The sequence below is a fragment of the Xylophilus sp. GW821-FHT01B05 genome, assembly GCA_038961845.1.
Lineage (GTDB): Bacteria > Pseudomonadota > Gammaproteobacteria > Burkholderiales > Burkholderiaceae_C > Xylophilus.
The window spans coordinates 587,985-600,254 of sequence record CP152408.1; the positions used below are offsets into that span (position 1 = coordinate 587,985).

12 protein-coding genes are annotated in these 12,270 nt (G+C 68.4%); 8 read left to right on the forward strand and 4 right to left on the reverse strand.

Annotation, left to right across the window (positions count from 1 at the left end; genetic code table 11):
* Positions 1 to 17: 17 nt before the first annotated feature.
* Complete coding sequence (locus AAFF27_02765; GenBank protein ID XAH24127.1) at positions 18 to 1,307, reverse strand: M20/M25/M40 family metallo-hydrolase; 1,290 nt, start codon at positions 1,305 to 1,307, stop codon at positions 18 to 20.
* A gap of 161 nt (positions 1,308 to 1,468) precedes the next feature.
* Here AAFF27_02765 and AAFF27_02770 point away from each other — a divergent pair, with 161 nt between their 5' ends.
* The 5 genes from AAFF27_02770 to AAFF27_02790 all read left to right on the forward strand — a co-directional run bounded on the left by AAFF27_02770 (position 1,469) and on the right by AAFF27_02790 (position 6,202).
* Positions 1,469 to 2,371 (forward strand): LysR family transcriptional regulator, encoded by a 903-nt coding sequence (locus AAFF27_02770; protein ID XAH24128.1) that lies wholly within the window; start codon positions 1,469 to 1,471, stop codon positions 2,369 to 2,371.
* 167 nt (positions 2,372 to 2,538) lie between these two features.
* Positions 2,539 to 3,666 (forward strand): ABC transporter permease, encoded by a 1,128-nt coding sequence (locus AAFF27_02775; GenBank protein ID XAH24129.1) that lies wholly within the window; start codon positions 2,539 to 2,541, stop codon positions 3,664 to 3,666.
* Position 3,667: 1 nt separating this feature from the next.
* Positions 3,668 to 4,504, forward strand: coding sequence for an ATP-binding cassette domain-containing protein (locus tag AAFF27_02780; GenBank protein ID XAH24130.1), 837 nt, complete (start codon positions 3,668 to 3,670; stop codon positions 4,502 to 4,504).
* A gap of 25 nt (positions 4,505 to 4,529) precedes the next feature.
* A complete protein-coding gene (locus AAFF27_02785; GenBank protein ID XAH24131.1) occupies positions 4,530 to 5,507 on the forward strand; it encodes an MlaD family protein in 978 nt (325 codons plus the stop codon).
* Positions 5,504 to 6,202 (forward strand): ABC-type transport auxiliary lipoprotein family protein, encoded by a 699-nt coding sequence (locus tag AAFF27_02790; GenBank protein XAH24132.1) that lies wholly within the window; start codon positions 5,504 to 5,506, stop codon positions 6,200 to 6,202. The genes AAFF27_02785 and AAFF27_02790 overlap by 4 nt, the downstream gene beginning before the upstream one ends.
* Positions 6,203 to 6,220: 18 nt before the next feature.
* Here the strand turns inward: AAFF27_02790 and AAFF27_02795 are convergent, their stop codons facing one another.
* Entirely contained in the window at positions 6,221 to 7,831 is a 1,611-nt protein-coding gene (locus AAFF27_02795) for a hypothetical protein (GenBank protein ID XAH24133.1), read from the reverse strand.
* Positions 7,832 to 8,074: 243 nt separating this feature from the next.
* Here AAFF27_02795 and AAFF27_02800 point away from each other — a divergent pair, with 243 nt between their 5' ends.
* Both AAFF27_02800 and AAFF27_02805 read left to right on the forward strand, forming a co-directional pair.
* Positions 8,075 to 8,734 carry a 2-hydroxychromene-2-carboxylate isomerase gene (locus AAFF27_02800; GenBank protein ID XAH24134.1) on the forward strand — a complete coding sequence of 220 codons (660 nt, stop codon included), beginning with the start codon at positions 8,075 to 8,077 and terminating at the stop codon, positions 8,732 to 8,734.
* Positions 8,735 to 8,739: 5 nt separating this feature from the next.
* The gene (locus AAFF27_02805) at positions 8,740 to 9,426 is read left to right on the forward strand and encodes a dienelactone hydrolase family protein (protein ID XAH24135.1); all 687 of its coding nucleotides are present in this window, start codon (positions 8,740 to 8,742) and stop codon (positions 9,424 to 9,426) included.
* Here AAFF27_02805 and AAFF27_02810 read toward each other — a convergent pair.
* Positions 9,423 to 10,310 carry a LysR substrate-binding domain-containing protein gene (locus tag AAFF27_02810; protein ID XAH24136.1) on the reverse strand — a complete coding sequence of 296 codons (888 nt, stop codon included), beginning with the start codon at positions 10,308 to 10,310 and terminating at the stop codon, positions 9,423 to 9,425. The genes AAFF27_02805 and AAFF27_02810 overlap by 4 nt on opposite strands.
* A gap of 286 nt (positions 10,311 to 10,596) precedes the next feature.
* On the opposite strand from AAFF27_02810, the gene AAFF27_02815 reads away from it, so the two are divergent.
* Positions 10,597 to 10,932, forward strand: a complete 336-nt coding sequence (locus tag AAFF27_02815; protein ID XAH24137.1) for a hypothetical protein — start codon at positions 10,597 to 10,599, stop codon at positions 10,930 to 10,932.
* Positions 10,933 to 11,147: 215 nt separating this feature from the next.
* Here the strand turns inward: AAFF27_02815 and AAFF27_02820 are convergent, their stop codons facing one another.
* A complete protein-coding gene (locus tag AAFF27_02820; protein XAH24138.1) occupies positions 11,148 to 12,263 on the reverse strand; it encodes a magnesium transporter CorA family protein in 1,116 nt (371 codons plus the stop codon).
* Positions 12,264 to 12,270 lie beyond the last annotated feature (7 nt).

Here is a 12,270-nt window from a genome sequence, read left to right on the forward strand (position 1 = left end):
TTGGTGTGGGTGCGAGGCTACTTCAGCTTGCCCTGCGACAGGTCCATGACCATGCGGGCCGACAGGTACAGGCGCGGCACGATGGTGCCGGTGTGCACGTATTCGGCGTCGTTGGAGTGCGCGCCAAAGCCGCTCAGGCCAAAGCCTTCGATCACGGCCGCCTTGGTTTTGAGCGCGGCAAAGGCGGCGTCGGTGCCGCCGCCGGTGGCGCTGTCAAACACCTTCAGCGGCAGGCCGATTTCTTCATAGATGGCGGTGCCGTGCGCGGCCAACTGGCGCGAGGCGGGCGTGGCCTCGAGCGGCGGGCGGCGCACCTCGAAGCGCAGCTGCACCTTGGATTCGGGCAGCAGCTTGTTCTGTATGCGCTGCTGCAGCGCGGCTTCGAGCTGCTCAAAATCTGCCACCTTGAGCGCACGCGCATCGGCCTGGGCCGTGGCCTGCGCCGGGATCACGTTGCGGTTGGTGCCGGCCTGGGCCACGGTCCAGTTGAGCTTCAGGCCCTTCTCGGGTTGCGACAGGTCTTGCAGTTGCAGCAACTGGTGCGACAGCTCGTAGAGCGCGTTCACGCCCTTCTCGGGCGCCACGCCGGCGTGCGAGGCGCGGCCGTCTACCGTCAGGTAGGCCGCGCCAATGCCGCTGGTGGCCAGGCGCAGGCGGCCGTCCGGGCCGCCGCCTTCAAAAGAGAACACCGCGTCTTGCTCGCCGCCTAGGCGCGTGATGGTGCTGCGCGCGCCGGGCGAGCTGATTTCTTCGTCGCCGTTGATCAGCACGGTCAGCGTGCCGTAGTCCTTGAACTTGAGCTTTTGCAGCAGCGCGATGGTGTGGATGATCAGCGCCACGCCTTGCTTGTCGTCGGCAATGCCCAGGCCGTAGGCGCGCTCGCCGTCCAGGCGAAACGGCTGGTCTTTGAGCATGCCGCGCAGGTAGACCGTGTCCATGTGGGCGATCAGCATGATCTTCTTGCTGCCCGTGCCCTTGAACACCGCATGCACCATGGCGCCGGGCTGCGGCGGCGTGTCGTCCATGCGGTAGATGTCGGTCGGCTGGATCAGCTCGACCTGGCCGCCCAATTGCGCCAGGCGGTCGCGGATCAGGGCTGCGATCTGCGCCAGGCCTTCGCTGTCCTTGCTGCCGGACTCGATGTTGACCAGGTCGCGCAGCGTGTCGAGCAAGGGGGCTTTTTCCTGCTCGGCCAAGCCGTGCACGGCGGCCACCGGCGCGGCGTGCAGCGTGCCGCCGGCAAAGGCCAGCGCGCAGGCGAGCAGGGCAGAGACCAGCGTGGTCCGGGAGGAAGAGGGGTGCGACATGACGAGCCTTGGCGGAGGAGGGAGTGAGCCATGGTAGTGCAGCACTCGCCTTTAATATTTGATTTATTTATGAATAAAAAATGGCTGAATAGGCCCAGTGTCCAGGAGCTGCCTGGGCATTGCCAATTGAATCGCCAAATCAATTCATAAATAATGCAAATATGGCAACGCTCCCCTACGGCCCCGACCCGCAAAGCCTGCGCGCCTTTGTCGCCGTGGCGCGCGAGGGCAATGTCACGCGCGCCGCGCAGCAGCTGCACTTGTCGCAGCCGGCGGTCAGCCTGCAGTTGAAGGCGCTGGCCACGCGCACCGGCCTGGTTCTGTTCAGCCGCACGCCGCAGGGCCTGGCGCTGACGGCCGACGGCGCGGCGCTGCTGCCGCAGGCCGAGCGCGCGCTGGCCGCGCTGACCGACTTCGACCACAACGCCGGCCAACTGCGCGGCACGGCGCGCGGCAGCTTGCGCATAGGCACCATCCTGGACCCGGAATTCACCCGCCTGGGCGCCTTCCTGCGCGAGCTGCTCGAGGCCGCGCCGCAGATCGACACCGACCTGCGCCAGGCTATGAGCGGCGACCACCTGCCCGCGCTTGCCAGCGGCGCGCTGGATGGCGCCTTCTACCTCGGCGAGCTGCCCGCGCCGCCGCCGGCCGACATCCTGCTGCGCCCGCTGGTGCGCTTCACCTACCGCGTGCTGGCACCGGCCGGCTGGGGCCCGCAGGTGCTGGGCCGGCAGTGGAAGGCGCTGGCCGCATTGCCCTGGCTGGGCACGCCGCCAGAATCCGTGCACCACCGCCTGCTGGCCGGCGTGTTCGGCCCGCTGGGCGTGGAGCCGCGCCGCGTCGCCCGGGTCGATCAAGAGGCGTCCATGCTCGATCTGGTGCGATCCGGCGTGGGCCTATCGCTGGTGCGCGATGCCATCGCCATCCGCGAAAGCCAGGCGCGCGGGCTGGTGGTGGCAGACCGGGTGTCGCTGGCCTGCACGCTGGGCTTTGCCAGTTTGCGCACGCGGCAGGCCGAGCCGGCGCTGGCTGCAGCGTTGGCGGCGCTGCAGCGCGTGTGGTGAGCCGGGTTCGCTCCAGGCTGCGTGCACCTGCTTACCCGCCCCGCGCTGCCTCTTCACACACCGTACCCACAATGCGCGCTGTTGGCTGACAATGTTCCCCCGCTGCCGCCACTAGCATCAGACGGCCTCTTCACCCACCGGCACGCACCAAGCCCCCAACACCACTGATGGACGACGCCCAACCCCGCATCACCCCCGCCGACACCGACGGCGGCGCGCGCGGGTACGTGTTGCAGGGCCGCTGGACGGCGGCGCAGTTGGCGGACCGGGCCACCTGGCGCGGCCTGTGGGCACAGTTGCAGGGCGCGCCCGCCGCCGGTGGCCGCTGGGACCTGCGCAGCGTGCAGCAGCTCGACCACATCGGCGCGCAACTGCTGTGGGACCACTGGCAGCAGCGCTGGCCCGATGCGGTCGATGCGTCCGACGGCCAGCGCGCCATGCTCGAGCGCGTGGCGCATTTCACCGTGCCAACGCCGCCCACGGTGTGCAAGAGCAGCGTCGCCGAAGGCATCGACTCGCTCGGCCGCAAGGTGCTGCTGGCGCTGGGCCACATGCGCTATGGCACGCGCATGCTGGGCCAGTTGCTGTTCGACACCCTGCGCCTGCTGCGCGCGCCCTGGCAGGGGCCGTGGCGCGACATCTCGGGCCACCTCTACAGCATGGGCGCCATGGCGCTGCCCATCACCGCGCTGGTGGGCTTCCTGATCGGCGTGGTGCTGGCCTATTTGATGAGCATGCAGCTCAAGCAGTTCGGCGCCGATTCCTTCATCGTCAACATCCTGGGCATTTCGCTGATCCGTGAACTCGGGCCGCTGCTGGCCGCCATCCTGGTGGCGGGGCGCTCGGGCTCGGCCATCACCGCGCAGATCGGCGTGATGCGCGTGACCGAAGAGCTGGACGCCATGCGCGTCATGGGCATCCCGCACGGCTTTCGGCTGGTCATGCCGCGCGCCATTGCGCTGGCCCTTGCCATGCCGCTGGTGGCCGTGTGGACCACGCTGGCATCGCTCGCCGGCGGCATGTTCGCCGCCGACCTGGCCATGGGCGTGACGCCGGCCTTCTTCCTCAATGCGCTGCCGCAGGCGGTGCTGCCCTCCAACCTGGCGGTGGCGCTGTTCAAGTCGCTGGTGTTCGGCGTGGTGATCGCGCTGGTGGGCTGCCACTTCGGCCTGCGCGTCAAGCCCAATACCGAGAGCCTGGGGCAGGGCACGACGACCTCGGTGGTTACCTCGATCACGGCGGTGATCTTGATCGACGCCTTATTCGCCATCGTCTTTCGCAATGTAGGGATATAGCGTGACGCTGTGCGATACCGACACCCCCGCCGCACCGCGCGCCCCTGATGCGCCGGTGGTCGAGATCCGTGGCCTGTGGACCGCCTTTGGCAGCGGCCGCCAGCAGGTGGTGGTGCACCAGGACCTGGACCTGACGATCGAGCCCGGCGAGATCCTGAGCCTGGTCGGCGGCTCGGGCACCGGCAAGACGGTGCTGCTGCGCCAGATGCTGGGCCTGGAGGCGCCGGCGCGCGGCGAGGTCTCCGTGCTGGGCGAGCCGGCCGCGCGCATGGGCCGGCGCGGCGCGTCGAGCCGGGTCGGCATGCTGTTCCAGCAGGGCGCGCTGTTCTCGGCCTTCAACGTGCTGGAGAACGTCGCCTTCCCGCTGCGCGAGCTGGGCACGCTGCCGCTGGCCATGGCGCGCGACGCGGCCATGGTCAAGCTGCAGATGGTCGGCCTGAAGCCGGCCGACGCCATCAAGATGCCGGCCGATCTGTCGGGCGGCATGATCAAGCGCGTGGCCCTGGCGCGCGCGCTGGCCATGGACCCGCCGCTGCTGCTGCTGGACGAGCCCACCGCCGGCCTCGACCCCAGCAGCTCCGACGCCTTCTGCACGCTGCTGCAGGAGCTGCACCAGGAGCTGGGCCTGACCGTGGTCATGGTCACGCACGACCTGGACACGCTGATTGCGCTCAGCACCCGCGTCGTGGTGCTGGCCGACAAGCGCATCGTCGCCAGCGGCACGCCGCAGCAGGTGGCGCTGGTCGACCACCCGTTTATTCACGACTACTTCCTGGGCGAGCGTGGCCGGCGTGCCATGGCGCCAGCGCCACCCCTGGTCTGGCCGGCCGAGCCCTGAAAGCTAGAGAGAAAGAGGTCCTTCCATGGAAAACAAATCCCATGCCTTCGCCGCCGGCCTGTTCGTGCTGGTGGTCACCGGGCTGCTGGTGCTGCTGGCCTTCTGGCTCACGCGCGACAGCGGCAGCTACAAGACCTACGAACTCTCCACCAAGGACACCGTCACCGGCCTGCAACTGCAGGCGCCGGTGCGCTACAAGGGTGTGCCGGTGGGCAAGGTCACGCAAATAGGCTTCGACCGCGAGGCCGCCGGCAACGTGCTGGTGCGCATCGCGGTGGAAGACGGCACGCCGCTCACGCCCACCACCTTCGGCACCCTGGCCTACCAGGGCATCACCGGCCTGGCCTTCATCCTGCTGGACGACGACGGCCAGGCGCTGCCGGCCCCGCCAGCGGGCAGCGACGGCGTGCCGCGCCTGCCGGTCAAGCCCTCGCAACTGGGCAAGCTGACGGAGAGCGCGCCGGCCATCCTGGCGCAGGTCGAAGAAGCCGGTCGCCGGCTGAACACGCTGCTGTCGGACGAGAACCAGCAGCGCTTCTCCAGCACGCTCAGCGGCTTGTCGCTGGCCTCGAACAACATCGCGCGCCTGACCTCGCACCTGGACAGCACCCTGACCGACCGCGTCGACCCGGTGCTGGCCGGCATGCCGCGCGTCATGGGCGACGCCGGCGTCACGCTGCGCTCCTTGCAGGCTGCGGCGCAAAACGTCTCCAGCGCCGCGACAGAGATCGGCACCGCCGCCGGCCGCCTCAACGAGAAAGACGGCCCACTCGACCGCCTGGCGCAAGGCACCGGCGCGCTCAGCCACACCGTCGACCAATTCGGCGCCACCACGCTGCCGCGCCTGAACCGCGTCGGCGACGACGCCTCGCGCGCCGTGCGCCAACTGGGCCGCACCGTCACCAACATCAACGACAACCCGCAGTCGCTGCTCTTTGGCAACGGCGCCGCCCGCCCCGGCCCGGGCGAACCCGGCTTTGCCGCCCCCGGAGGAACCCGATGAAAACGCCTGCTTCTTTTGCTATTGAATCGGTAGCTATTAACCGGGGCCATTCCTGGGCTTGGGGCCGATTTGGCTCTGTATTCCTGCTGGCCGCAGCGCTGGCCGGCTGCTCGGCCCTGCCGGACCGGCCCACGCGCCCGGTGCTCTACGACTTCGGCCCCGGCCAGGTCGCGCCGCAGCCGCAGACCCGCGAGGCCAACCTGCCGCCCCTGGCGCTGGCCGACATCGACACCAGCGGCCTGCTAGACAGCGCCGCCGTCATGTACCGCCTGGCCTACGCCGACGCCCAGCAGCTGCAGCCCTATGCACTGGCGCGCTGGACCCTGCCGCCCTCGCAACTGGTCAGCCAGCGCCTGCGCCAGCGCCTGGGCGAGCGCCGCGCCGTGCTCGACGTGGACGACAGCGCTTCGCTCAAACGCGTCGACGGCAAGCTGCCCAACATCCTGCGCCTGCAACTGGAAGAGTTCAGCCAGATCTTCGACAGCCCCAGCCAGAGCAGCGGCGTGGTCCGCCTGCGCGCCACCCTGGTCGAGAACACCCCCGAGGGCGACCGCCTGATCGCCCAGCGCCTGGTGCTGGCGCGCCAGCCCGCGCCCACGGCCGATGCCGCTGGCGGCGCCAAGGCGCTGGTGGCGGCCACGGACGATGCGGCCCAGCAGATCAGCGACTGGCTGGCGCAAGCCGCCACGCCCTAGCCGGGCGCGCCGCCGGGCCTACGGCTTCATCGCGTGGTTGTAGACCCAGCCGAAGCTGGTGGACTTGTCTGCCACCAGCGGGCCGCGCGCGTAGAAGTAGGCGCTGCCAATGGCGGGCAGGCCATCCAGGTCCAGTACCGCCCAGCCGTCGTCGGCGATGTTGGGGTCCTGGTAGTACGGGTAAGGTGGCGGGTCAAACCTGCCGGAGAGTCGGGCCGCCGTTGTGAGGCTCGCATTGAGCGCCGACTGTGAGGTGAGCGCCATGGGCAACACGCTCGCGTTGCCGCACAGGGTGGTCAGTCGGAACTGGTTGGAGCCGGTGATCGTCGCGCCGGACTCTACATCGCTGGTGTATCCCTGGCGTTCCATGAAGACATAGCGTTTTGTCGCGCAGATGCGCTGCGCTTGGGACGTGAAGACGGCGGGCGTGAAGTACCGCGAATTCCCATGCGCACCTACGTTGAACACCGGCTGCAATGCGGTGGGCTCCATCGCCACGGCATAGCGCCGCGTGGGCATGGTGACGGTCCAGTCGGTGCGCGCGTCGATGCGCAGGTCGCGGACGAATTCGTTCACCAGGCGCGGCACGGAGAGGCCGGCAGACAGCGCCTCGACATGGCGAAAGGGCGCGTCGGCATCGATGGCGGCCGTACCCAGATAGGGCGTGGACAGGTCCGGCAGGTCAAACTGCCTGGGCTGCACGCGCCGCGCTGCGCTGCGCAGCAGCGGATCGTTGGTGAGCTGGTCTACCTGCGTGGCGGTGTCATCGGTTTGCGGCGAAAACACCAGCCGGCCGCGGCCCGGCGTCCCTGCAGCGGTGACGGCGGTCAGCATCGTGGTCGGCGTCGACCAGGCCACCGAGGCACCGGCGACATTGATGATGATGGAGTTGACCAGCAGGCCGGTGCTGGGGGTGTCCAGGCCCATGCTGAGCGCCTCTTGCTCGGATGCCGGTTCGTTCAGCAGCGCGGCCAGTGCTGGGGCATCGGCCTTGGGGCATTTGTACTGCCCTGCCGCTCCGATGGCGACAGGGAGTGGCCTGTAGGAGCCTCCGTTCTGGGCTCTTGCGAACGGTATGTCGGCCGCCGTAATGATCTCGATATAGCCTTCGCGCGTCCACGCGGCCCGCTCGGTGGCACTCAAGGCGGTAGACACGCGGCTGGTACTGAAGGCGAGGTTTGTATCCCGTGGCAAGGTGCAGGACGTGTCTTCCGTCGTGATGCGCGACAGGCCGTCCGTGTCCTGCGAAATGCTGGCCGCCCAGGCATCGCCTGCCTGCAGCAGGATCGTGAGGTCCAGCAGGTTGTCCCCGTTGCTCGCGCCGCGGAAGCGCAGCTTGACCACCTTGCCGTTGTACGAGTCGGTGTTGGTGATGCTCAGCAAGGTGGAGTTGCCGTTCTGCGTGCTGAAGTACGGAACGATGGCAATGTGCCCGGTGCCGCCGCCGCGGTTGATCTGGAAGGTCTGCGCATCGGTTACCGACAACGCGTTTGCGCCCCCGGTGCCTGCTATCGATACGCCCGCTGTTGATGGCAGCGCGGCACCCATCGACAGGATGGCGGCCATGGCGGCGGAATACGGAATCGGGAACTGCATCGCATCACTCCTCATGTAGTTGGGGGAAGGCATGGCGGGCCTCGTGTACTCCCTATGCGGCCTCGCTGCCGCAATGACTATAGAGGACGCCAAAGAGGGCCTGCGCTCCCTGTGGTCAAAGCCTCGCTGGGCGGTGTTGGGCTGAGCCGCCGGCTTTCGCCCGTGGCGATGGGGCCCGCATCACCTCACGTCGGCAGGGTTGCGGCAGATGCGCTACAACCCATGCTTCGTCCCGCTGCCGCACATACGCGCATCTCCACCCGAAGCAGACCCGCCTTGAGCCAAGACCTCCACGCCCGGCCGCAGGCCAGCCCGCCAGGGCCGCTGACGATCGACTACTTCTTCTCGCCGCAAAGCCCTTGGACCTACCTGGGCCACCAGCGCTTTGCCGCGCTGGCGCAGCAGCATGGGGCCCGGGTGCGGGTGCTGCCGGTGGATCTGGGCCAGGTGTTCCCGGTGTCGGGTGGCGTGCCGGTGGGCAAGCGCGCGCCACAGCGCCAGGTCTACCGCCTGCTTGAGCTGCGGCGCGTGGCTGAGTATTTGGCCTTGCCCATGCACCCGCAGCCCAAATACTTTCCCGTGGCCAGCGGCGACGCCGCGCGGCTTATCGTTGCCGCCGACCAGCGCGAGGGCACGCCCGCCGCCATGCGCCTGTGCGGTGCCGTCTTTGCCGCGGTCTGGGCCCAGCAGCGCAACATCGCCGACCCCAAGGTGCTGGCCGCGCTGCTCGACGAGGCCGGGCTGCCCGCCGCACTGCTGGAGCAGTCGCTGAGCCAGGCCGCGCACGAACGCTACGAGGCCAACACCGAAGAGGCGATTGCCGCCGGCGTGTTTGGTGCCCCGAGCTATGTCGTGGGCGGCGAGATTTTCTGGGGCCAGGACCGCCTGGACTTTCTGCAACGCAAACTTCAACGCCATTCATCACCAGGAGCATGACCACCATGGGTTCTTCCACTGTCACCCTTACCGCCGCCGACGGCTTCCAGTTCCCCGCCTACGTGGCCGAGCCCGTGGGCACGCCCAAGGGCGCCATCGTGGTGCTGCAAGAGATCTTCGGCGTCAACTCGCACATCCGCTCGGTCGCCGACGGCTATGCCGCCGAGGGCTACCTGGCCGTGGCGCCGGCCACCTTCACGCGCGTCAAGCCGGGCGTGGAGCTGGGCTACACCGGGCCTGACATGGGCGCCGGCATGGAGCTGAAGGCCGCCGTCGAGGCCCTGCCCGCGCCGGGCGTGCTGCAAGACGTACAGGCCGCCGTGCAGTACGCGGCCAAGGCCGGCAAGGTCGGCATCGTCGGCTACTGCTGGGGCGGCCTGCTGACCTGGCGCTCGGCCGAGCAGGTGCAAGGCCTGTCGGCCGCGGTCGCCTACTACGGCGGCGGCGCCACGACCGAGGCCGAGGCCGGCCGCACGCCCAAGGTGCCGGTGCTGGCGCACTTCGGCGACAAGGACCAGCACATCACGCTGCCCAGCGTGGAAGCCTTCATCAAGCGCCAGCCCGAGGTCGAAGTGCACATCTACCCGGCCGACCACGGCTTCAACTGCGACCAGCGCGGCTCCTGGGACGCCCCCGCGGCCAAGCTGGCGCGCGAGCGCTCGCTGGCGTTCTTCGCCAAGCACCTGGGCTAAGTGCCCTTCCAGTGTTCGTCTAGAAATGCCAGCAGCGCCTTGAACGCGGCGCTCTGGTGGCGGCGCTGGGCGTAGGCGATGTAGAGCCAGGTGTCGCGCGGCGAGGTGCCGCACAGCACCCGCTCCAGCGCGCCGCTGTCGATATGCGGCTGCAGCAGCAGCTTGGGCAGGCAGACCACGCCCAGCCCCTGCATCGCCAATGAAATCAGCGGGGCCGCGTCGGTGGCCTCCATGCGGCTCTTGAGGTCGATGCTCAGCGGCCGGCCGTCCACCTCGAAGCGCCAGTGCGGCTGCGGGCCGGGCTGGGCATAGACCAGCGCCGCGTGCTGGGCCAGTGCGTCGGGGTGCGTCGGGCGGCCGTGGCGGTCCCAGTAGGCGGGCGCGGCGCAGACGGCGAAGTCGACCTGCCGCAGCTTCTTCACGATGACGTTGGCATCGGTGATCGGGCCCACGCGCAGCGCCAGGTCGATGCCGTCCTCGATCAGGTCGACCTTGCGGTTGCTCAGCTGCATGTGGATGCTGACCAGCGGGTGCCGCTCCAGAAAGCGGCCGATCAGCTCGGGCAGCATGGTTGCGGCCAGCCCGTGCGGCGCGGCGATGCGGATGCGGCCGCTGGGCTCCAGCGCGCGCTGGCTCAGCTCGTTGTGGGTCAGGGTCATCATCTCGATCAGCGGCGTGCTGCGCTCCAGCAGCAGGCTGCCGGCATCGGTCAGGCTGACCATGCGGGTGGAGCGGTGCAACAGGCGCACCTGCAGCCGCGATTCGAGTTCTGCCACGTACTTGCTGACGTTGGCCTTGGACATGGCCAGCGGTGCCGCGGCGCGGGAGAAGCTGCCGCGCAGGGCCACTTCACGAAAAGTCCGGATCAAATCCAGGGAATCCATTGTTTCAGTTCCTGAAACCAGTCTCTGGCATTCCGGTTGCGCTCTACCTCTGTAGGAGCCGGCTTACAAGCTGTGTGTAAAGCGGGATTCCTGGGGGCGTGGCGGGTGATTGTTTCTATTTTCGAAATGCCGTGATTCCTCCGGCGGGCATTTAAGCACGAAACTTTGGTGTCATATGGAATTCACACTCCGGGCAATAGATGCAAACCCTGGGCTTCTCGAAGTCCAAGAGCAGATGCCCGGGGCTGCTGTCAGAAGTTGCCACTACTACTAAGAAAGAATCATCATGAACGCATCCAAGCTCTTCGCTATCGCCGCTCTCGCCGTCACCGCCTCCGTGGGCGCCCAAGCCGCTTCCACCTCCATGGGTGAAGGCGACCAACAATCGTCGCGCGCACTGCAGATCCAGCCGCAAGTCGCACCCGCTGGCTACACCATCCTGGCCCGCGCCACGGGCGACGTGACGCCAGTGGCCGCCAACGGTGAAGGCGACCAGCGTTCGCAGTACGCGGCCCAAGTGGAATCCTCCACCGTCAGCCGTGCCGCCGTGGCCGCTGAAGCCCGCCAAGCCGTGCGCATGGGCCAGATCGCCCACGGCGAGGCTGACTACTCCGCCATGTAAGTTCTGGTCGGGCGCTGCCCACAAAGAGCAAAAGAGCCGGGGCCGTGAGGCCGCCGGCTCTTTTTTCATTCGTCCACCGTCGCGCGAACTGAACGATTCAAAAGGCCGCGGAGCAGGCCATGCCAAGACATCCGCGGAACCGGCTCCGCCGGGCCGCTGGATGTGCCCCCTTGAGGGGGTTGGCGAAGACGCGAAGCGCGCAGCCTGGGGGTGGTTTATCTCTCTGATCGGAGATATCGCTTGCGCCAGAACAGGGCTACGAGTACGACGGAAATCACGCCCATGCTGCCCATGGCCCACCAGAAGCCGTTCTGCTTGTGCACCAGCGGGATGAACTCGAAGTTCATGCCAAAGATGCCGGCGATCAGGTTCAGCGGCAGGAACACGGCGGTGAGCGTGGTGAGCACGCGCATGGTGTCGTTGGCGCGGTTGCTCTGCAGGCTGAAGTGCATCTGCACCGTGGTTTCGGCGCTTTGCTCCAGCCGCCGCACGTGGTGCACCACGCGCTCTATGTGCTCCAGCACGTCGCGGCTGCGCACCTGCAGCAGTTCGCGTTCGCGCTGCGCGGCGGGCGTGCCGGCTGCGGGCAAGGCTTCGAGCGTGTCGATCCAGTCCTGCACGGCGGCGCGCTGGTCTTCGCAGATCTCGTCCAACTGGTGCAGCGCCATGCGCGCCTGCAGCAGCGCCGTCCAGTTGGTGAAGCGGCTGCGCGGGTTGAGCAGCTCGGTCTGCCAGTGGTCGAGCTGGCGCGTCAGGTCGCGCCGCAGCTCCAGGTAGCCGTCGACCATCAGGTTGACGACGCGCAGCATCAGGTCGGCCGGGCTGCTGGGCAGGCGGCTGCCGGTGGCGCGCGCCTCGGCGCCCGGGCCGGCCAGCAGGCGCAGGGCGTAGGCGTCGCGCACCGTGCAGTCTTCGGGGTGCACGGTCAGCAGCACCTGGTCGAACACGGCAAAGCCCACCGGCCGGGTGTCGATGCGGCGCAGCACTGGCAGGCCGCCCCGGCGCAGCGGGATGGCGGGCGGGCCGGGCGGCGAGTCAGGGGCGGCCGCGCCGTTGTCGCGCGATTGCGTGGCCAGCCGGCGAAACACCAGCAGGTCGTACTGCGAGGTGTAGTCGTAGTGCGAGGGCAGGTGTGGGTTCAGCAGGTCACTGATGTGCAGGTCCACCAGCGGCGTGCCGGCGGCGGCCTGCAGCGCGGCCTGGATCTGCGCCTGCTGCGCCGTGAACTCGCTGCGCGCGCATGAAATCCAGACAAAGCCGGCAGCCGGCGCTGCCTGCGGCAGTTCCCCGGTTTCCTGGACGCCGCTGGCCTGGATCTGGAAAATACGCATGAATATG